Source organism: Pseudomonas sp. R15(2017) (assembly GCF_002112685.1).
Lineage (GTDB): Bacteria > Pseudomonadota > Gammaproteobacteria > Pseudomonadales > Pseudomonadaceae > Aquipseudomonas > Aquipseudomonas glycinae.
This window is the reverse complement of record NZ_NEII01000009.1, coordinates 76,490-96,476: the sequence shown is the minus strand read 5'-3', so window position 1 is coordinate 96,476 and position 19,987 is coordinate 76,490. Positions and strand designations below refer to the sequence as shown.

Below are 19,987 nucleotides of genomic sequence, written 5' to 3'. Positions count from 1 at the left end.
TCTTCAAAGGCCTTTGAAAACGCCGGGCCTGCGCTCCACCAGCGAGCGCACACCTTCCTTGGCGTCTTCAGTGGCCAGCAATTTCTTCACCAGCGGCGGCAAGCTCTTAGCCGCTGCGGTCTCGCCTTCATAGCGCGCCTGACGCGCCGACATCAGCGTCGCCTGCACGCCCAGCGGCGCCTGCCGGGCAATCCGTTCGGCCAGTTCGATGGCGCGTGGCAGCAGATCCTCGCTGGCCATGACTTCCTGCACCAGCCCTAGGCGCAAGGCGTCATGGGCATCAAACTCATCGCCGGTCAGCAGCCAGCGCATGGCATTGCCCCAGCCGGCGATCTGATGAAAGCGCAATGTCGCACCGCCGAACGGAAAGATCCCACGCTGCACTTCCATCTGCGCGAATCGAGTATTGCTGGCGCACAGGTTGATGTCGGCGGCGAGCATCAGCTCGATGCCGATGGTCAGGCAGTAACCCTGCGCAGCGACGATCACCGGTTTGCTGACCCGTGGTCCGACGAAAACGCCCCACGGATCGCAACCGCCGGGCGGCACCTGCCAGCCCTGGGCGAGGGCAGAACTGGCGTTGACCAGATCGAGCCCGGCGGTGAAATGCTCGCCATGCCCGAACACCACCGCCACCCGTGCGTTACTGTCGGCCTCGAATTCGCCATAGGCCAGGGCCAGGTCGTTGAGCAGGTCGAGGTCGAAGGCGTTGCGCTTGGCAGCGCGGTCCAGACCGATCAAATGCACATGACCGTGGCGCGCACGGCTCACGCGGCCGGGGCAGGGCTGATTCATGGGTGTTTCCTCGCAGGGGAAGAAAAGGTGCAGCGACCAGATGCCGCACATCGGTGAATCGTTTAAGCGCCATCGCCCGCAGGGCCGGGGTCTTTGAAAAGTAGACCTTTGCCCGATTATCCGCAAAACCCCGTTACACAGCGGTGACAACTGTATTTTGCCGATAAAAAAATGCTCCCTTTTTGGGCAAATTCCGGTATAGTGCGCGCCGGCCTTTAACCGGGCCGCGTTTAGGTAGCGCAATTCCCCGAAGTCAGCTTCGGCTGCACGTCCGCGCTGCGGGCTCTTCCTTGACGATTCTTTTTCATTCATTCGTTTTCGCAAATCCCCGCCGACAAAGCTGCCAGGGCGACTCTTGAGTCTCAACACGGCATGTGCAGCTTTGGAGCATGGGTCTTTGCGGATGCACTTAGAGGCAGACCCATGACCCAGGAAATCGGCGGCTTCGCCGCTCTTGAACTTCATCCCAATATTGTCGCTGCAGTAGTCGCTACCGGCTATGAAGAGCCTTCGGCCATTCAGCAGCAGTCGATCCCGATCATCCTCGCCGGTCACGATATGATTGGTCAGGCGCAAACCGGTACCGGTAAAACCGCTGCCTTTGCCCTGCCTATCCTGCACCGCATTGATCCGTCCAAGCGCGAGCCGCAAGCTCTGATCCTGGCCCCAACTCGTGAGTTGGCGCTACAAGTTGCAACCGCTTTCGAAACCTACGCCAAGCAAATGCCGGGCGTGACTGTTGTGGCTGTCTACGGCGGCGCGCCGATGGGCCCACAATTGAAAGCAATCCGTAATGGCGCACAGATCGTTGTCGCCACTCCGGGCCGTCTGTGCGACCACCTGCGTCGCGACGAAAAAGTACTGCAGACTGTGAACCACCTGGTTCTCGACGAAGCAGACGAAATGCTCAAACTGGGCTTCATGGACGACCTCGAAGTGATCTTCAAGGCCATGCCGGAAACCCGTCAGACCGTATTGTTCTCGGCGACCCTGCCGCAATCGATCCGTGCCATCGCCGAGCGTCACCTGCGCGATCCAAAGCACGTGAAGATCCAGAGCAAGACCCAGACCGTTACCGCGATCGAACAGGCTCACCTGTTGGTTCACGCTGACCAGAAGACTTCTGCCGTTCTCAGCTTGCTGGAAGTGGAAGATTTCGACGCTCTGATCATGTTCGTGCGCACCAAGCAAGCGACCCTGGATCTGGCCAGCGCCCTCGACGCCAAAGGCTACAAAGCCGCCGCGTTGAACGGCGACATCGCCCAGAACCAGCGTGAGCGCGTCATTGACTCGCTGAAAGATGGCCGTCTGGACATCGTTGTGGCGACCGACGTTGCCGCCCGTGGTCTGGACGTTCCACGCATCACCCACGTGTTCAACGTGGACATGCCGTACGATCCGGAATCCTACGTGCACCGTATCGGCCGTACCGGCCGTGCCGGTCGCGAAGGCCGCGCGCTGCTGCTGGTGACGCCGCGTGAGCGCCGCATGCTGCAGGTAATCGAGCGTGTGACCGGTCAGAAAGTTGCCGAAGTGCGTCTGCCGGACGCCCAGGCCGTTCTCGATGCCCGCATCAAGAAACTGACCAACAGCCTGTCGCCGCTGGTGGCTGACGCCGAATCGACTCACGGTGATCTGCTGGATCGCCTGACTGCCGACATCGGTTGCACCCCACGCGCCCTGGCTGCCGCTCTGCTGCGCAAGGCCACCAATGGTCAGGCGCTGAACCTGGCAGCGATCGAGAAGGAACGTCCACTGGTGCCGAACAGCGCGCCACGTGGCGACCGTCCTGAGCGCTCCGGTGATCGTCCGGACCGTGGTGATCGCGAGCGTCGTGCTCCGATGCCATTGGGCGAAGGCCGTGCCCGTTGCCGTACCGCGCTGGGCGCGCGTGACGGTATCGCGGCGAAAAACCTGCTGGGCGCCATCCTCAACGAAGGTGGTCTGGCACGTGAAGCCATCGGTCGCATCCAGGTGCGTGACAGCTTCAGCCTCGTCGAGCTGCCGGAAGATGGTCTGGACAAACTCCTGACCAAACTGAAGGACACTCGCGTTGCCGGTAAGCAGCTGAAACTGCGTCGCTACCGCGAGGATTGATCCGCCCTTGGGCTGATTGATCGAACATAAAAAATCCCCGACTGGTTCGGGGATTTTTTTGCCTGCGATTTGGGCATTAGCCGAAGCGGTAGATGTCCATGCCCAACGCGCCCATGGTGAAGCCTTGATGGGCAATGCTGAAGTCGCCGCCGGCACCTCGGGCGAAGTACAGCGGCAACAGGTGCTCGTCACTTGGATGGTTGCGTACTGCGTTCGGCGCCTGCTGGCGGTAATCGTGCAATGCGGCTTCGTCGTTGGCAGCCAGTTTGTCGACAATCCAGTTGCGGAAGTCCCGGGCCCACGGCTCGACGCTTTCCGGGCCGGCGTGCCAGTCCAGTTCTCGCAGGTTGTGGGTGATGCTGCCAGAACCGATCAACAGAATGCCCTGATCGCGCAGACTGGCCAGCGCCTGGCCGACGCGGTTCTGCAACGCCGGGCCGCCACGGCTGGGCAGGGAAACCTGAACCACCGGGATATCGGCCTGCGGGTACATCAGCGACAGTGGCACCCACACGCCGTGATCGAACGGTCGTTGCGGGTCGAGGCGCGCCGGCAGGTTGTTGGAAGTCAACAGGTCGGCAACCTCGCGGGCCAGTTGCGGATTGCCCGGGGCCGGATACTGCACCTCAAATAACGCGCGGGGGAAACCGCCGAAGTCGTGCCAGGTTTCCGGCTGCGGATGGCTGCTGACCAGTAGCTCATGGCTTTCCCAATGAGCGGAAACGATGACGATGGCTTCCGGGCGTGGCAGTTCGGCCGCCAGCCGCGCCAGGGCCGGGCCACTGGCACCAGGCTCCAGCGCCAGCATGGGCGAGCCGTGAGAGATAAACAGGCTGGGAAACATGGAAGGGTTCCTGAGCGTTAAGATGGTTCATCTTCAGTCAGTTCATTGATCTAATTCCAATATAAGTTTTAACGCCTTTTGATCGAATTCCTGGGAGGATGCATGCAGCCGGAGTTTTGGCACAAGAAGTGGGAATCGAACCAGATCGGCTTTCACCAGCCGGAGGTGAACCCGTATTTGCAGCGGCACTGGCCCGATCTGGCCATCCCGGCGCCGGCGCGTGTGCTGGTGCCGTTGTGCGGTAAAAGTCTGGATCTGCTGTGGCTTGCCGGGCGTGGGCATCGGGTGCTCGGCGTCGAGCTGTCGCAGAGGGCTGTCGAAGACTTCTTCCGTGAGCAGCAACTGCAGCCGCAGATCAGCGAAGAGGGCGGCTTCAAGGTTTATCGCGCTGGCGCGATCGAATTGTGGTGTGGGGATTTCTTTTCGCTGACGGCGGCTAACGTGGCGGGTTGCACCGCGCTGTACGACCGGGCGGCGCTGATTGCCTTGCCGCCGATGATGCGCGAGCGCTACGCGGCGCACCTGCAGAGCATTCTGCCGACGTGTCGAGGACTGTTGGTAACGCTGGATTACGATCAGTCGCAGATGCCAGGGCCGCCATTTTCCGTGGATGATGCCGAAGTGCAGCGTTTGCTGGGCAGTGTCTGGCGCGTCGAAATGCTGGAGCAGCAGGATGTACTCGGTGACAGCTGGAAGTTCGTGCAGGCCGGCGTAACCCGGCTTGAGGAACGGGTTTACCGGATTTGCGGGGCGTAAACGACAGGCAAAAAAAGGCCCGCATCACTGCGGGCCTTTTCATTGGTACGCCGGTTTGATCAACCGCGACGACGCAGGGCGTCGATACGCTCTTCCAGCGGCGGGTGGCTCATGAACATGCGGGCGAACCCTTGTTTGATGCCACCGTTGATGCCGAAGGCGTTCAGGGTGTCCGGCATGTGCACCGGCAGGCCTTGTTCGGCGCGCAGGCGTTGCAAGGCGTTGATCATCGCGCCGGTACCGGCCAGGCGGGCACCGGCATCGTCGGCACGGAACTCGCGCTTGCGCGAGAACCACATCACGATCGCACTGGCCAGAATGCCCAGTACCAGTTCGGCGAAGATGGTCGCGATGTAGTAGGCCATGCCCTGGCCTTCTTCGTTCTTGAAGATCACCTTGTCGACGAAGTTGCCGATGATCCGCGCGAAGAACATCACGAAGGTGTTCACCACACCCTGGATCAGCGCCAGGGTAACCATGTCGCCGTTGGCCACGTGACCGATCTCGTGAGCCAGCACGGCCCGCACTTCGTCTTCCTTGAAGCGCTCGAGCAAGCCCTGGCTGACCGCGACCAGTGCGTCGTTCTTGTTCCAGCCGGTAGCGAAGGCGTTCGCTTCGTAGGCCGGGAAAATCCCGACTTCGGGCATCTTGATTCCGGCTTCCCGGGACAATTGCTCGACGGTTTGCAGAAGCCATTGCTCGTGACGAGTGCGTGGCTGGGTGATGATCTGGGTGCCGGTGCTCATCTTCGCCATCCACTTGGAGATGAACAGCGAGAACAGGGAACCGGCAAAACCAAAGACTGCACAGAAAACCAGCAGCTGACTGAGGTTGAGATCAACCCCGTTGGCCGCCATGAACCCGTTGAAGCCGAAAAGGCTCAGGGTGATGCTGGCTATCAGCACGACCGCCAGGTTAGTGGCCAAAAACAGCAGGATGCGCATCATGGTTGTAGAAGTCTCCTCAAGCTAAAGATGTAGCGTACTGCGGGGTATATAAGGTGCGGCACCTGGCGATTCAACCGAGTGACTATTTCAAACTGTGTCCTACACCGGATTCGCTGTGCCATGGGACATTTCCCACTTCTTGATCCGGTATGGATGACAGGCACGTGCCACCCGGTCTCATTGCGTCAGGCACGCATGATTCGTATGAGTCGCAAGTGTAGAAGGTGCTGGAGGAGGGGCGCAGCAGAAGTGTTGCTGAATCAGACAGTGCGCAACGTTCGGGCCGTTGCGCACTGAGCGCCGGTTACTGGCGGTAGGACTTGAGGAAGTTGCCGATGCGACCGATGGCCATGTCCAGGTCATCGACCCGCGGCAGGGTGACCACGCGGAAGTGGTCAGGCCACGGCCAGTTGAACGCCGTGCCCTGCACCACCAGCAGCTTCTCGGAGAGCAGCAGGTCGAGCACGAATTTCTCGTCGTTGTGGATCGGGCAGACTTTCGGGTCGATCTTCGGGAATGCGTACAGTGCGCCCATCGGCTTCACGCAGCTCACGCCGGGAATGTCGTTGAGCAACTCCCAGGTGCGGTTGCGCTGTTCCAGCAGGCGACCTTGCGGCAGTACCAGATCGTTGATGCTCTGATAGCCACCCAGGGCGGTCTGGATCGCATGCTGGCTCGGCACGTTGGCGCACAGGCGCATGTTGGCCAGCATGTCGATGCCTTCAATGTAGCTGTGGGCGTTGTGTTTCGGCCCGGAAATGGCGATCCAGCCGGAACGGAAACCGGCCACGCGATACGACTTGGACAGGCCGTTGAAGGTCAGGCACAGCAGGTCCGGGGCCAGCGAAGCGGTGCAGATGTGCACGGCGTCGTCGTAGAGGATCTTGTCGTAGATTTCGTCAGAGAACACCACCAGGTTGTGCTGGCGGGCCAGTTCGAGCATGCCCAGCAGCACTTCCTTCGAATACACCGCGCCAGTCGGGTTGTTCGGGTTGATGATCACCATCGCCTTGGTGTTCGGGGTGATCTTGGCCTTGATGTCGGCCAGGTCAGGGAACCAGTCGGCGCCCTCGTCGCACAGGTAATGCACCGCGTTGCCGCCGGCCAGGCTCACGGCTGCGGTCCACAGCGGGTAGTCCGGGGCCGGCACCAGCACTTCGTCGCCGTTGTTGAGCAGCGCCTGCAGCGACATCACGATCAGCTCGGACACGCCGTTGCCCAGGTAGATGTCTTCGATGCCGACACCTTCGACCTGCTTCTGCTGGTAATACTGCATCACCGCCTTGCGCGCGCTGAACAGGCCTTTGGAATCGCTGTAGCCCTGGGCGGTCGGCAGGTTGCGGATCACATCCTGGAGAATTTCGTCCGGCGCTTCGAAACCAAAGGGCGCCGGGTTGCCGATGTTCAGCTTGAGGATGCGATGGCCTTCCTCTTCCAGGCGTTTGGCGTGCTTGAGCACCGGGCCGCGAATGTCGTAGCAGACGTTGGCGAGCTTGTTCGATTTGCTGAACTGCATGGCGATGTGATCCCGAAAATGAACGATCCAGGCGGCGGGTGGACAACCGTGCTGGGAATCCTGCGTCTTCACACAGGCAAGTGTCTCGAGCGGCGGTTTCCAACAATCCGTTTGAATGCGCAGGAACCCGCTGCCAGACTGGCGTGTGACGAGGCGCAATCATACGTGCCGCCCGATCCGTGGAAAAGGTACAGATCGGGCTTTTTCAGCCGCTGAGGTGTGATGATGGAAAAGATTGAAAAGACCCTGGAAGAATGGCGGGCGATGCTCGACCCCGAGCAATACAACGTGTGTCGTCTCAGTGCTACCGAGCGACCGTTCTCGGGTAAATACAACGCCACCAAGACTGACGGTGTCTATCACTGCGTCTGCTGCAACGAGCCGTTGTTTGATTCCAAAACCAAATTCGATTCCGGTTGCGGCTGGCCAAGCTTCTACGCGCCGATCGGCGAGAGCGCCATGACCGAAATCCGTGACACCAGCCACGGCATGATCCGCACCGAAGTGAAGTGCGCCAAGTGCGATGCGCATCTGGGTCACGTCTTCCCTGATGGCCCTCCACCGACTGGCCTGCGCTATTGCATCAACTCGGTGTGCCTGGACCTCGTGCCGCGCGAGTAGTCGATACGGGCGATCCACGGGTCGCCTTTCGGATAATTAAATTGCACACAATTCAATTGCTCGCTATTTTTGCCGTCTACCCATTTTTTCAAGAGTGCGCACCATGAGCGACAACCTGCTGAATATCCCGTGCACCACCATCAAAGGCGAGCAAAAGACCCTTGCCGATTTCGCCGGCAAGGCAGTGCTGGTGGTCAATACCGCCAGCAAATGCGGTTTCACGCCGCAGTACAAAGGCCTCGAGGAACTGTGGCAGACCTACAAGGATCAGGGCCTGGTGGTGTTGGGCTTTCCTTGCAATCAGTTCGGCAAGCAGGAGCCGGGGAACGAAGGCGCCATCAGCGAGTTCTGCGAGCTGAACTACGGTGTCAGCTTCCCGCTGTTCAAGAAGGTCGAAGTCAACGGTACCGGGGCGCACCCGCTGTTCGTGCAGTTGAAGAAGCGCGCGCCAGGCGTGCTGGGCTCCCAGGGCATCAAGTGGAACTTCACCAAATTCCTGATCGGCAAGGACGGCCAGCTGGTCAAGCGCTTCGCCCCGGCCACCAAGCCGCAGGATCTGAGCCGTGAGATCGAAGCCCTGCTCAAATGAACAACCTGTCCGCCGATTCGCTGAAGCTCGACAGTCAGCTGTGCTTCAAGTTGTACGCCGCGTCGCGGGCGGTGATCCGTGCCTACAAGCCGATGCTCGATCAGCTCGGCCTGACCTATCCGCAATATCTGGCAATGCTGGTGTTGTGGGAATGGCAGCAAACTGCGCCGGAGCAACCGACAGTCAAGGCGCTGGGTGAGCGTCTGGCACTGGACTCCGGCACGCTGACGCCGCTGCTCAAGCGATTGGAGCAACTGCAACTGGTTCAGCGTCAGCGCTCGGCCCGGGACGAGCGTGAAGTTCATCTGAGCCTTACGCAGCAAGGGCAGGCGCTGCGTGAACAGGTCGGGCCGTTGAAGGCGCGGCTGTTGTGCGACAGCGGGGTTGATCTGGACCGGCTCAATGACTTGCGTAGCGGTCTTGATCACTTGCTGGGGCAGATCAAAGCACTGTCGTAGTCGGAATCCACTGGTCCAGCAACGCCGCCAGTTCTTCACGACGGAACGGCTTGGCCAGATAGTCGCTCATGCCCGCCGCCCGGCAGCGTTCGCGTTCCTCGGACATGGCGTTGGCGGTCAGGGCGACAATCGGCAGATGCGGCCAGCGTCCGCTCTGGCGAATCTGACGGCTGGCTTCGTAGCCGTCCATCACCGGCATGTTGCAGTCCATCAGCACCAGATCGAATTCGTCGTGTTCCAACTGATCCAGCGCTTCCACACCGTGGGCAGCAACCACGACATCGCACCCGAGTTTCCCCAGCATGCCCTTGGCCACCAGTTGATTGACCGGGTTGTCCTCCACCAGCAGTACCCGACCGCGCCGCTGCGACGGCACGCTTTCGAGGCGTGCGCGGTCGATGGTGGTGAGGTCCGGCTGCAGTGTCCGACGCAGATTCTGATACAGCGCGTTGCGGGCCAGCGGTCTAGCCTGCTGCTGCAATGGGGCAAGGGCAGTGGCTTCTTCACCCGGCATGAAACTGCCATAAGCCGTCACCAGCAGAATCGGCGCCGTCATCGCCGGACGCAGACCGAACAGGCATTCGGGGCAGTCGGTGATGATGACGTCGGGGGAGAGACCGAGCAGCGGGTCGTCCAGGGTTCGCTGCTCGTAGGTCAATCCCCAGACCGGCAGCAGGCTTTCCAGCAGCTCCGCCAGCCCGCTGACCGCGTTGGTGATCGCCAGCACCTTTCCGTGCAACGGGGGTGGAATCACCGCGCGGGTGTGGCAGGGCAGTGGCAGCTCAGCGCAGAACTGACTGCCGAAACCCACTTCGGAACTGATGGTCAGACGCCCCTGCATGGCTTCGCACAGGTTGTAGGTCAGTGCCAGACCGAGCCCGGTGCCGCCGTACTGGCGAGTGATCCCGGCACCCGCCTGGGTAAACGGCTGGAAAATCTTCACCTGCGCTTCCTGGGCGATGCCGATGCCGGTGTCGCAGACCTCGATCCGGACACCGTCCTTCCAGGTGGACAAACGCACATCGACCCGGCCGAAACGAGTGAATTTCAGGGCATTGGACAGCAGGTTGCTGACGATCTGCCTGACCCGGGTCGGATCGCCAAGCACCAGCGCCGGGAAGTACGGATCGATCAGGCAGGTCAGCTCGACACTCGGCGCCGCGTTTTGCGACAGCAGGTTGGCAGTGTCTTCGATCAGTGAGCCGAGATCGAAGGGAATGTGTTCGAGCTCCAGCTGCCCGGCATCGAATTTGGACAGGTCGAGAATGTCGTTGAGCAATTCCACCAATACCTTGCCGGAGTCGTGGGCGATGGACAGTTGTTGCTGCTGTTCGGCGTTGAGCGGACCATCGAGCGACAGAGCAATCATTCCCAGCAAGCCGTTGAGCGGGGTACGGATCTCGTGGCTCATGTTGGCGAGGAATGCCGAGCGAGCCTCGGCCATGTCCAGTGCCGTGCTGCGGGCCACTTCCAGTTCCTGGTTGGACTGGCTGAGTCGCGCGTTGATCGCCTTGAGCTCGGCGGTACGCGCCGAGACGATGTCTTCGAGTTGTGCGAGGTAGTCGGTGAGACGGTTTTCCGCATTGCGCCGTTGCTGGATTTCCGTGGCGATGTTCTCGAACTGCTGATTGGCAACTTTGACCAGCACGCCGATCTCGTCATTGGCGTGCCCACCCGGACATTCCAGGGTGGTCGGCTCGGCACTGCGCGGGTCGCGGCCGCTGAGTTCACGGATCACTCGCACCAGGGGTTTGGTGAGCATCACGTAGAACAGCGCGAGCAGGATCCCGGTCAGGATCAGGCTGCGGGCGAAACCGTTGAGCAGCGTGACTTCCGCGCGGCGCAGAAAGCGGCTGCCAAAGGCGAAGGTATCGACTTCCAGGCTCAGGGTGCCGAGGGATTCGTTGGGCAAGTGATCGAGATAAAGACGGTCTTCGAACTGACGTTTGGCGCCAAACAGGAAGTCGCTGATCATCCGGTAGCCGCTTTGCAGCTCCGGGCGTTTGACGCTGGCCAATACCGTCTGGTTGTTATCGGTGAGTCTTGCGGAAATGATGGCCGGCGAACGCAGCAGGCCCAGGGTCAGTTCCTGCGCCAGTTCGGCATCGATGTTGTAGGCGATGCGTGAGGCCGGGTTATGGCTGATTTCCAACAAAGACAGGATTTCACGATTGATGGACGCGTCTTCACTGGCATAATCGATGCCGATTTGCAGCAGGCTGAGCAGCGTGCCCAGAATGAACCCGACCAGCACGGTAAGCCGCGCCTGTTTGTACGACAGCCGGTGGGTGAATTTGATATCCATGGGGTGTTGAACCACTTCCGTTTCCCTTCGCTGCTCAAGCATAGTCGATCATGCACGGATTCCGGGGTTCCCGAAGCGCCTTGTAACAAGGCCCGGGACAGGTTTCGAACGCTGTCTGTCGTCGCTGCACCGCCATCATCACTGTGAACGAGCCCGAGGAGAAGACGTGGATTCCCGATTGAATGCTTTTCTTGAGCGCGCCGAGTCGGTTCTGGCGCGGATCGAACCGCTGCTGCCGGCTCCACGCCCGGTCATCGACTGGGGCACCTGCCTCGCCGCACGCTGGCAGCGTGACGGGCGCAGCGGTTATCTGCTGCCGCTGGAAGTCAGCCTCGACATGCGTCTGTCGGACCTGATAGGCGTCGACCGCCAGCTGGAGCAACTGGGCCGCAACACTCAGCAATTTCTCGACGGCATGCCGGCCAACCATGCGCTGCTCTGGGGTTCGCGCGGCACCGGTAAATCGTCGCTGGTGCGCGCGCTGCTGGCTGAACACGCCAAGGCCGGTTTGCGTCTGATCGAAATCGAGCGCGATCATCTGGCGGACCTGCCACGGGTGGTGGAGCAGATCGCCAAGCTGCCGCAGCGCTTTGTGCTGTTCTGCGACGACCTCTCGTTCGAGTCCGGCGAAGGCGACTACCGCGTACTGAAAAGCGTGCTGGACGGCTCGCTCGAACAGGCGCCGGACAACGTGTTGCTGTACGCCACCTCCAACCGTCGCCATCTGGTGCCGGAAAAGGAAAGCGACAACGAAAACTGGAAGCGCGTCGATGGTGAGCTGCATCCGAGCGAAGCGGTGGAAGACAAGATCGCGCTGTCGGATCGCTTCGGCCTGTGGCTGTCGTTCTATCCGTTTACCCAGGAGCATTTCCTCAACGTCGTCGAGCACTGGATCGGCCAGTTGGCCGCCAAGGCCGGTCTGGACTGGCAGCGCGACGAACAACTGGACATCCTCGCCGTGCGCTGGGCAACCGGCCGTGGCAACCGCAACGGACGTTGCGCTTACCAATTCGCCCGTTACTGGGTGGGACTGAAATTGTTGGAGCACAAGGCATGATTGATTTGCAACAGAGCGGCCAAGGCCTCGAAGGCTATGGCATGTTGGCCGCACAACTGGAGTCGCTGCTGGCGGACGAGCGCGATTTCATCGCCAACGCCGCGCAGTTTTCGGCGTTTCTGTTCAACCAGCTCGATGATCTGAACTGGGCCGGTTTCTACCTCAATCGCAACGAGGAGCTGGTGCTCGGTCCGTTCCAGGGCCAGATCGCCTGCGTGCGCATTCCGTTCGGACGCGGCGTGTGCGGCGCGGCAGCTGCCAGTTTGCAAACGCAACGGGTTGAAGACGTTCACGCGTTCCCCGGCCATATCGCCTGCGACAGCGCGTCGAACAGCGAGCTGGTGGTCCCGTTGGTCAAGGACGGTCGCCTGATCGGCGTGCTCGACCTCGACAGCCCGAAGCTCGCGCGTTTCGGTGCAGACGATCAGGCCGGGATCGAGCAACTGGCGGCGATCTTCCTGCGCCTGACCGACTGCTGATCACGCCGCCAGGCCCGCCTTGAGCAGCACGGCCGCCGGATCCACGGCATCGATCTGCCGTGGATCGAGAAACCGCGTGGCGTACTGCAGATACACGCCATCGCGGATGAACAGCCCGAACAGCTCGGCATCGATGTGCGCTTCGCGGCACATGGTGGCCATGATCCCCAGCGCTTCACTGAGGGACTTGGCCTTTTTGTAAGGGCGGTCGGCGGCGGTCAGGGCTTCGAAGATGTCGGCAATCGCCATCATGCGCGCCGGCAGGCTCATGTCTTCGCGCTTCAGGCGCTTGGGATAACCGGTGCCGTCCATTTTTTCGTGATGCCCGCCGGCGATTTCCGCGACGCTGTTCAGATGCCCGGGGAAGGGCAGGTGACTGAGCATCAGGATCGTCTGCACCATGTGGTGGTTGATGATGTAGCGTTCTTCGCGGGTCAGCGTGCCCCGGGGGATGCTCAGGTTGTACAGTTCGCCGCGATTGTATTTATAGGGCGGCACGTCGAGCTTGAAGCCCCACGGATTGTCCTCTGGAATCAACTCACCTTCGGCGCGCTCCAGCAGATGCTCCGGCTTGTCTGCCAGCAATGGTTCGGTGACCGGCAAGGGCGGTGCCGGGGTGCGTGCCTGACGCCGGTTCTCCTCCCATGACAGGCCCAGCCGATCATCCAGCGTGCGCGTCCAGGTACGTCGGGCGATGCCTTGCAGACGTTGCAGGTCGGCCTCGGCCATCGCTTCACTGCCCAGATTGCAGTGGGCGACGAATGCAAAATCATCATCCAGCGCTGTCAGGGTTGCGTCACGCAGGTCGGCCAGTTGCTGCGCTTCGCCGCCCATCGCCAAGGCTTGCCAGTAGCTGACCCAGGCGTCGCGCTTGAGCACTTCGAAGCGAGTGCGGATTTCGTGCAGGCGATCGTTCAGGGTTTCCAGTTTGGTGGCTTTGTCGACCACGTATTCCGGGGTCGTGACTTTGCCGCAATCGTGCAGCCAGGCGGCGATGTGCAAGGCCTCCCATTCATCTTCGTTCGGCTGGTAAGCGCTGAAGGCCGGCGCCTGACTGGCTGCAGCGGCCTGGGCGAGCATCAGGGTCAGTTCCGGCACGCGCTGACAATGCCCGCCGGTATAAGGGCTCTTGGCATCGATGGCGCCGGCCAGCAATTGAATGAACGCGTCCAGCAGTTGTTTCTGCCGGGCTTGCAGGCGCTGGCTCTCGATACTCACCGCCGCCGCCCCGGACACCGCTTGCAGGAAGGCGATACGGTCGGGCCGCAGCTTTTCCAGATCACTCGCCGTGCCGCTGTCATTGATCAGCAGCACCAGCAGGCCGACGGTTTCGTTGTGCCGGTTATGCAAACGGATACCGATCAGATGAACCCTCGGTGACGCCATGGCCAGCAGCACTTTGCGCAGATCGGTGGCCTGTTCGAAGCCCAGATTGCTCACGACTGTGTCGGCGCTCGCCAATTGCCGAAACCATTCGGGCCCCTGAGTAGCGTCAAGGTTGCGTCCCTGAATGTCGAACGCGGTCAGGGCTTGAGAGGCGCCATCGACCACCAGCCCGTAGGGCTCCATGCGATTGCCGTCGTTTTCCCGCAGATAGATCAGGCCCGCCTGAGCCTGGGCGATCTGCACGGTTTCGAACAGCGCCCTCTGCAGCAGCGGTTCGAAGCGGGTTTCCGCCGTCAGGCTGTCGGTGATCCGAAAGAAACTGGCCAGGGTGTCTTTCATGCGCGCCATCGACAGGCTCAACTGATCAATCTCCAGCACCAGCGATCGACGGGTCATGGGAAAGTTGAAGTCGAAACTGCGAATCGCATCGGCTTCCTTGACCAGCGCATGCAGCGGCTTGACCAGAATTCGCGAGATCAGCCAGCCCAGCGGCAGACAGAGCAGCAGGGTGGCCAATGTGATCAGTGCGCCTTGCCAGCGCATGCGATAGGCGTCGACCAGTAACTCGTCCTCCGGCACCAGCAACGCCATCTGCAAACCTTTCGGTCCTCCTTCCTGCAACTGGCTGCGGGCGACGATCCATAGCCGGCCGTCGGCTTTGAGCCGATTGCCCTGATGGCCGGACAACAAGGCGTCAAGGGCGGGGCTCAAGTCGGCAGCCTTGGCCAGACGCGCCGTTCGGTCATCGACGATCAGTCGGCTGCTGTCGGGGTAGGCCACGGCGTTGCCATCGGCGTCGAACAGGACGATTTGCGTGGCCGGTGTCACCACGTGCTTGATCAGGGTTGCGGAGAGTGCGTCGAGGGTCAGGTCGGCACCGATCACGGCGTCTTCACCGCTGCGCCGGGCCAGTGTCGTGCCGACGTTGTGGGTGGAGAAAAAGACGTAGGGTTCGGTGGTGATCTGTTCGGTCTGTTGCCGCGCGTTGATGTACCACGCCCGGCTGCGGGGATCATAAGGGTCGTCGGGGTTGTCCTGCCGGCCGACCGGGGACAGTGCCTGGTCGAAGAACAACGACTGTGAATGCGTCTGGCCGCTGGCGTCGTGCTCGATGCTCCAGACCTGAAAGGCCGCCGAGTCCGGCGCCTTGAGCAGGGTTTTCAGCGCTGATGTGCGCAACGGACGGACCATGAAGAAATCGCCGTTGCCATACCCCAGGTACAGCGAGGCCAGATCCGGATTGTCCGTCAGGGACTGGCTGAACGGCTTGAGCAACGCCAGGCGCGCTTCGAGGCCGGAAGAGCGGGCGGCGGGGGTCTCCGCCAGCAGGCTCAGCAGGTGTCGGATCGGTGCGTAAGTGGCCTGCAGATCGAGGCGCACATCCTGCTCGATGCGGTTGAACAGCTTTTCGCTGCTCGACAGGATGATCTGCGTGGTCTGCCGATAGTTGAACAGACCCAGCACCACTCCGGTGAGCAACAGCAGAAAGGTGAACATGACGCTGATATGCACGTGCAGCGGAAACCGGCGTTGTTCCGGGCGCAGTGGGCTGGGCATTGCGGACTCTCCGTGTAGGTAAGCACACTGCTCAGCGTTCAAGCATAGTTAAGCTCCGGCCACTTTGCTTCGGGTGAGCCGGACCAGTTGCTGCTCCAGTGCCTGCTCCAGTTCCAGGATGGCAAGACGGCTGGCCCGGCAGCGACGCTCGATCTCATCCTCCGGCAGTGCTTGCAGACAGGCCTGTTCAAGCGCATCGCAACAGTCGATCAGGCGCGACGCCTGGGCAATGCGCGCGGCGCCCTTGATCTTGTGTGCGATGACGGCCAGTGCGGGGGGATCCCGGGTGAGGGACAGCGCCTGCAACTCCTGTCGGTCAAGGCGACTGCTGCTGAGCAGTTCTGTCAGCAATCGATGGGTCTGGGCAGGATTGCCACCGGTCAGCAGCGTCAGTCCCTGCAGATTGAACACAGGTGCGCGGAACAGTGGCTGAACACTGTCGACCCATTGACTCAGGCTGGTCAGGCTAAGGGGCTTGAACAGGCAGTCGTTCATGCCTGCCTGCTTGCAGCGCAGAATCTCTTCCGGCTGGGCATTGGCGGTGAACCCCAGCACCGTGCAGGCAGGTCGGCGGGTGAGCTTTTCGTGCTGACGAATGGCCCGGGTCAGCTCGTAACCGCTCATGACGGGCATGTTGCAATCGGCGATAACCAGATCGAATTCGCCGTTTTTCCATTGCTCCAGCCCTTGCTGGCCATCTTCGGCGATACAGAAACGATGGCCGAGGTATTCCAGCTGCTGGCACATCAGCAGCCGATTCGCCGGATGGTCATCAACCACCAGAACGGTCAGCGGAGTGAGAGACGCCTGGATCTGCGGTTCGTCTTCGGTGCTTGGCACTTCTGCAGGCAGAATGGCCAGCGGCAGCGACAGAGTGACCTGGGTGCCGATTCCGGCCAGGCTGCTCAACCGCAGCTTTCCACCCATCATTTCGCAGAGGTTGCGGCTGATAACCAGCCCCAGCCCTGTGCCGCTTACCGTTCGCGGCCCGCCGTTGCCGGCCTGGGCAAAGGGTTCGAACAATCGCAACTGATCCTGCGTCGATATCCCGATGCCACTGTCCTGTACGGTCAATTGCATCATCGAGCGTTCGGGATCATCGGTGGGTAGTACATCCAGCGTGATCCTGATCTGTCCTGCTTCAGTGAACTTGATGGCATTGCTGATCAGGTTCGACAGCACCTGTTTGAAGCGCAGAGGGTCGAGGTGCACATCGACATTCAGTTCAGGGGGAGAGACGGACAGGGTCAGTGACAGCTGTTTCTGCCGGGCGAGCCCTTCGAAGATTCTGACCACCGAGCCAATGGTGTCGACCAGATTGATTCGCTCGGGGTTCAAGCTCAGTCGCCCGGACTCAATGCGGGCAATGTCCAGTATGTCGCCGATCAGGCCCAGCAGGTCCTTGGCCGAATGGTAGGCCGTTTCGATTCCGGAGCGATCCGGATGAGCCTTGTCCATGCGCTTGAGCGTCAATTCGAGCATGCCGATCACCGCGTTCATCGGCGTGCGGATCTCGTGGCTCATGGTCGCCAGAAACGTACTCTTGGCCCGGCTGGCATCGTCCGCCCGCTCCTTTGCTGCACGCAGCTCATCGAGCAGCTCGCGGCGTTCACTGATGTCGATCCAGCCGCCGATGATTCCCTGGACTTCGCCGCTGGAGTCCCGGTACGGCAGGATCCAGTGATAGATCGTCAGGTGTCGGTTGCCGATCTGGAGCGGCCGGTCGAGCACAAGCGGTCGGCCTTCGGCCACTACCCGCTGATAGTCGGCCTGATAGGTCAGGGCCTCGCAAGCGTTGTTCAAGGCGCCCTGCATCACGCTTTTGCCGATGACGTCTTCGCGCCGGGCATTGAACGCCTGAAGATAACTGTCATTGCAGCTTTGCAGCAGACCCTCACGATCTCGCACGTAGATTGGATGGGGCGTACCGTTGACCAGTGAACCCATGAATTCCAGTTGATCGCTCAAGGCCCGTTCCGCCGACTTGCGCTGTTTGATCTGGCGCCGCATGTAAGCATTCCAGAGCAGTGACAGCAGCAACAGCAGGCAGGCGCCGCCGATGACTTGATAGAAAAAGCGTTGATATTGACGCCAGGTGCCTTGCGAAACGCTTGAGTAGCCACGCCAGCGCCCATTGATGATGCCCAGTTCTTCGGGCGTGATGCTCATCAGCGATTTATCGATGATCGAGCTCAGTTCTGTGTTGTCCCGCGCAGTCGCCAGAGAAAAAGCCGCCTGACGGGTGCCGATGGTGGTGGTGATCTGCAAGGGATGCTCGAAGGTTCGCGATGCAATGAAGTAGTTTGCGATGACCAGGGAGTTGACTGCGCCTTCGACCTGACCTTCGTCCAGCAGCGCCACGGCACTGAAAGTATCCGGCGTTTCGATCAGTTGAATGCGTGGAAACTCCCTGCGCAGGTATTCGATCATCGGATTGCCCTGAGCGATCGCCAGACGCTTGCGTTTGAGTTGCCCAAGGTGCGTGGGACTGTCGGCGGCTTTCCGGGTCAACAGTACGTATGAATTTTCCAGATAGGGGCGGCTGAAGTTCAGGGTTTCCTCGCGTTGAGCGGTAGGCAGCAGGGCCGCAATCAGGTCAGCCTGGTGGTGCTCGACCTGCTTGATCATTTCGGCGTCGCTGCGGCTGCGGCGAATTTCGAAGCGCAGTCCGGTGCGCAGCCGGATGAGTTCGAGCAAGTCGGCGCTGATGCCGCGAAAATTGCCGTCACTGTCAAAGAACGTCAGAGGTGCGAAAGCTTCGTTGACCACCACGCTCACGACCGAATTCTTTTTCAGCCATTGCTCTTCGCGCTTGGTCAGTTGCAGTTTCTGGTCGGTCAGAAGTGTGTCGCTGCCGACGCTCCAGCGCTTGGCGATGTTTTCGCGCTCGCTGCCGGGCACGGCCTTGAGCACGGTATCGATGATGGCAAGCAGCTGCGGATTGTTGCGATGCACGGCGAAGCTGAAACCATGGGCTTCGTGCTTGCCGAAGTTGGCCATGCGGATGTTGTTCAGGTATCCCTTGCTGATCATGTAATGGGTGGAAATGGTGTCACCGAGGAACACGTCCGCCTGATCGAACGCTACCGCATTGATTGCGTTCTGATAGGACGGATAGGAGGTGATGAGGGCTTTGGGATAGATGGCCTTGACATCTTCCAGCGGCAAGTAGTGATACAGCATGCTCAGCCGCAGGCCTGCCAGACCTTCGGTCAGCGTGCGGGTTTCGCCTTCGCGCGTCACAAGGACTGGTTGATCAATGGCGTAGGGCCTGGACAGCACGATATCGGTGTTCTCTGCTTCAAATCCGTTGGAAGTGCCAAGCATGTCGATGTGACCGTCGATCAATGCCCGTATGGCCCCTTCCCGCGAGGAGAACCGTTTGACCCTTATCGGCAGACCGGTTGCCTGACCAACGAGCATGGCGTAATCCGCCGTGAATCCTTCGTAGTCATGCCCGCTGGCTGTCATGTCGAAGGGAGGATAGTCGGGTGCGGAGGTCCCCAGAATCAACTCGCTGCGACTGTGCAGCCACGCCACCTGCGATGGGTCGAACACAGCCTGCACTGTCCGCTCGGTCGAGCGACCCAGCAGGGTGAAGTCTTGCGAGGAGGGTGATGCGGCTGTCAGAGAGGTGCAAAACCCCAGACATGCACTCCATGCAATCAGAACACTCATTAAACGGCTGGACATGTTGACTCTCACACGAGTGCGTTACGTTTGGCCATTTCAATAAGTTCTACGAGAGACTTGGCTTTCAGTTTTTGCATCAGTCGTTTTTTATAAGTGCTTACAGTTTTGTTGCTGAGGAACATGCCTTTGGCAATTTCCTTGTTGGTGCGGCCCTGGGCAAAAAGTTGCAAGACCATAAGTTCACGATCATTGACGGATTTGAAGAGCTCCAGCTCCGCATAACGCACGTCATCGTGACGAACAGGGTTCAACGCCTGACTGGGGAAATAGTTGTAGCCGGAAAGAACTGCCTTGATCGCACTGACCAGTTCGCTCAGGTCTTCCTGTTTGCACACATAACCCGATGCACCTGACTGCATGCAGCGAATGCCGAACAGGGTCGGACATTGCGCAGTCAATACCAGCGTCTTGAAGGGCGAACTCATGGCGTTGAAGCGGGCCAGGACCTCCAGGCCATCGAGCTTGGGAATGCTGATGTCGAGAATGATCAGGTCGGGCATGCATTCGCGAACCATCTGCATGGCGTCGACACCGTTATCGGTTTCTCCAACGACTTTATAGCCTTCATGCTCCAGCAACATTCGAACGGCAAGGCGGATGACCGGGTGATCGTCGACAATAAAAACGGAGTTCATAATCAAATCCCATACGAGCGCAAATAAAGGGCGAACCTTAGCTCAGATGAATGAACGCTCGCATGAACTGACAGGGGGGTAGCGGCAATCTAGGAGTAATCCTACAAACAAAGAGGAATCAGACTACGTGTTAACTGAGTTTGGCGTAGGTAGAGGCGTGAGATGTTCAAGGATTGTTCATGATCAAGCATCATCGATGCCGGGGAAGTTTAAAAGAGTGAGGCGCAATTGATTGTTTCTGCTTTTATCTTT

At 60.3% G+C, this 19,987-nt stretch carries 15 protein-coding genes; 7 read left to right on the top strand and 8 right to left on the bottom strand.

Translation table 11 applies throughout. From position 1 onward, the window contains the following. Positions 1 to 3: 3 nt before the first annotated feature. On the bottom strand, positions 4 to 795 hold the full coding sequence (locus CAF77_RS19060) for a crotonase/enoyl-CoA hydratase family protein (RefSeq protein WP_064383294.1): 792 nt from the start codon (positions 793 to 795) through the stop codon (positions 4 to 6). Between the two features lie 423 nt (positions 796 to 1,218). Here CAF77_RS19060 and CAF77_RS19055 point away from each other — a divergent pair, with 423 nt between their 5' ends. Then, a complete protein-coding gene (locus CAF77_RS19055) occupies positions 1,219 to 2,892 on the top strand; it encodes a DEAD/DEAH box helicase (protein ID WP_007955707.1) in 1,674 nt (557 codons plus the stop codon). Between the two features lie 76 nt (positions 2,893 to 2,968). Here CAF77_RS19055 and CAF77_RS19050 read toward each other — a convergent pair whose 3' ends face one another. Continuing rightward, entirely contained in the window at positions 2,969 to 3,736 is a 768-nt protein-coding gene (locus CAF77_RS19050) for a class III extradiol ring-cleavage dioxygenase (RefSeq protein WP_085655140.1), read from the bottom strand. A gap of 102 nt (positions 3,737 to 3,838) precedes the next feature. Between CAF77_RS19050 and CAF77_RS19045 the strand changes: the two genes are divergently transcribed. Then, complete coding sequence (locus tag CAF77_RS19045; RefSeq protein ID WP_064383291.1) at positions 3,839 to 4,492, top strand: thiopurine S-methyltransferase; 654 nt, start codon at positions 3,839 to 3,841, stop codon at positions 4,490 to 4,492. A gap of 59 nt (positions 4,493 to 4,551) precedes the next feature. On the opposite strand, the gene htpX is transcribed toward CAF77_RS19045, so the two are convergent. Next, positions 4,552 to 5,439 (bottom strand): protease HtpX, encoded by an 888-nt coding sequence (gene htpX, locus CAF77_RS19040; protein ID WP_011335292.1) that lies wholly within the window; start codon positions 5,437 to 5,439, stop codon positions 4,552 to 4,554. 304 nt (positions 5,440 to 5,743) lie between these two features. Next, a complete protein-coding gene (locus tag CAF77_RS19035) occupies positions 5,744 to 6,955 on the bottom strand; it encodes a pyridoxal phosphate-dependent aminotransferase (protein WP_007955711.1) in 1,212 nt (403 codons plus the stop codon). A gap of 225 nt (positions 6,956 to 7,180) precedes the next feature. On the opposite strand from CAF77_RS19035, the gene msrB reads away from it, so the two are divergent. The 3 genes from msrB (at position 7,181) to CAF77_RS19020 (ending at position 8,623) form a co-directional block, all read left to right on the top strand. After that, the gene (gene msrB, locus CAF77_RS19030) at positions 7,181 to 7,576 is read left to right on the top strand and encodes a peptide-methionine (R)-S-oxide reductase MsrB (RefSeq protein WP_064383288.1); all 396 of its coding nucleotides are present in this window, start codon (positions 7,181 to 7,183) and stop codon (positions 7,574 to 7,576) included. 103 nt (positions 7,577 to 7,679) lie between these two features. Then, positions 7,680 to 8,165: a glutathione peroxidase gene (locus CAF77_RS19025; protein ID WP_064383287.1), complete on the top strand. Its 486-nt coding sequence runs from the start codon at positions 7,680 to 7,682 to the stop codon at positions 8,163 to 8,165. Next, positions 8,162 to 8,623 carry a MarR family winged helix-turn-helix transcriptional regulator gene (locus CAF77_RS19020; RefSeq protein WP_064383285.1) on the top strand — a complete coding sequence of 154 codons (462 nt, stop codon included), beginning with the start codon at positions 8,162 to 8,164 and terminating at the stop codon, positions 8,621 to 8,623. Before CAF77_RS19025 ends, CAF77_RS19020 begins: the two co-directional genes overlap by 4 nt. On the opposite strand, the gene CAF77_RS19015 is transcribed toward CAF77_RS19020, so the two are convergent. Continuing rightward, positions 8,607 to 10,928 (bottom strand): response regulator, encoded by a 2,322-nt coding sequence (locus CAF77_RS19015; RefSeq protein ID WP_064383283.1) that lies wholly within the window; start codon positions 10,926 to 10,928, stop codon positions 8,607 to 8,609. The genes CAF77_RS19020 and CAF77_RS19015 overlap by 17 nt on opposite strands. 166 nt (positions 10,929 to 11,094) lie before the next feature. Between CAF77_RS19015 and CAF77_RS19010 the strand changes: the two genes are divergently transcribed. Continuing rightward, positions 11,095 to 11,985: an ATP-binding protein gene (locus CAF77_RS19010; RefSeq protein ID WP_064383282.1), complete on the top strand. Its 891-nt coding sequence runs from the start codon at positions 11,095 to 11,097 to the stop codon at positions 11,983 to 11,985. Then, a complete protein-coding gene (locus tag CAF77_RS19005) occupies positions 11,982 to 12,464 on the top strand; it encodes a GAF domain-containing protein (RefSeq protein WP_011335287.1) in 483 nt (160 codons plus the stop codon). Before CAF77_RS19010 ends, CAF77_RS19005 begins: the two co-directional genes overlap by 4 nt. Here the strand turns inward: CAF77_RS19005 and CAF77_RS19000 are convergent, their stop codons facing one another. Genes CAF77_RS19000 through CAF77_RS18990 form a run of 3 tightly spaced genes read right to left on the bottom strand, consistent with a single transcriptional unit; the run spans position 12,465 to position 19,735 of the window. Further along, the gene (locus tag CAF77_RS19000; RefSeq protein ID WP_085655139.1) at positions 12,465 to 15,407 is read right to left on the bottom strand and encodes an HD domain-containing phosphohydrolase; all 2,943 of its coding nucleotides are present in this window, start codon (positions 15,405 to 15,407) and stop codon (positions 12,465 to 12,467) included. It abuts the gene before it with no gap. A 48-nt stretch (positions 15,408 to 15,455) separates the two neighbouring features. Beyond that, complete coding sequence (locus tag CAF77_RS18995; protein ID WP_085655138.1) at positions 15,456 to 19,100, bottom strand: transporter substrate-binding domain-containing protein; 3,645 nt, start codon at positions 19,098 to 19,100, stop codon at positions 15,456 to 15,458. 8 nt (positions 19,101 to 19,108) lie between these two features. Then, complete coding sequence (locus CAF77_RS18990) at positions 19,109 to 19,735, bottom strand: response regulator transcription factor (RefSeq protein WP_011335284.1); 627 nt, start codon at positions 19,733 to 19,735, stop codon at positions 19,109 to 19,111. Between the last annotated feature and the right edge of the window lie 252 nt (positions 19,736 to 19,987).

What these genes read in the sequence shown, in the direction of transcription:
- CAF77_RS19020 (WP_064383285.1), top strand. Translation starts at nt 8,162, where the DNA reads ATGAACAACCTGTCCGCCGATTCGCTGAAGCTCGACAGTCAGCTGTGC.
- CAF77_RS19045 (WP_064383291.1), top strand. Translation starts at nt 3,839, where the DNA reads ATGCAGCCGGAGTTTTGGCACAAGAAGTGGGAATCGAACCAGATCGGC.
- msrB (WP_064383288.1), top strand. Translation starts at nt 7,181, where the DNA reads ATGGAAAAGATTGAAAAGACCCTGGAAGAATGGCGGGCGATGCTCGAC.
- CAF77_RS19055 (WP_007955707.1), top strand. Translation starts at nt 1,219, where the DNA reads ATGACCCAGGAAATCGGCGGCTTCGCCGCTCTTGAACTTCATCCCAAT.
- htpX (WP_011335292.1), bottom strand. Translation starts at nt 5,439, where the DNA reads ATGATGCGCATCCTGCTGTTTTTGGCCACTAACCTGGCGGTCGTGCTG.
- CAF77_RS19015 (WP_064383283.1), bottom strand. Translation starts at nt 10,928, where the DNA reads ATGGATATCAAATTCACCCACCGGCTGTCGTACAAACAGGCGCGGCTT.
- CAF77_RS19050 (WP_085655140.1), bottom strand. Translation starts at nt 3,736, where the DNA reads ATGTTTCCCAGCCTGTTTATCTCTCACGGCTCGCCCATGCTGGCGCTG.
- CAF77_RS18990 (WP_011335284.1), bottom strand. Translation starts at nt 19,735, where the DNA reads ATGAACTCCGTTTTTATTGTCGACGATCACCCGGTCATCCGCCTTGCC.
- CAF77_RS19025 (WP_064383287.1), top strand. Translation starts at nt 7,680, where the DNA reads ATGAGCGACAACCTGCTGAATATCCCGTGCACCACCATCAAAGGCGAG.
- CAF77_RS19000 (WP_085655139.1), bottom strand. Translation starts at nt 15,407, where the DNA reads ATGCCCAGCCCACTGCGCCCGGAACAACGCCGGTTTCCGCTGCACGTG.
- CAF77_RS19035 (WP_007955711.1), bottom strand. Translation starts at nt 6,955, where the DNA reads ATGCAGTTCAGCAAATCGAACAAGCTCGCCAACGTCTGCTACGACATT.
- CAF77_RS18995 (WP_085655138.1), bottom strand. Translation starts at nt 19,100, where the DNA reads ATGTCCAGCCGTTTAATGAGTGTTCTGATTGCATGGAGTGCATGTCTG.
- CAF77_RS19060 (WP_064383294.1), bottom strand. Translation starts at nt 795, where the DNA reads ATGAATCAGCCCTGCCCCGGCCGCGTGAGCCGTGCGCGCCACGGTCAT.
- CAF77_RS19005 (WP_011335287.1), top strand. Translation starts at nt 11,982, where the DNA reads ATGATTGATTTGCAACAGAGCGGCCAAGGCCTCGAAGGCTATGGCATG.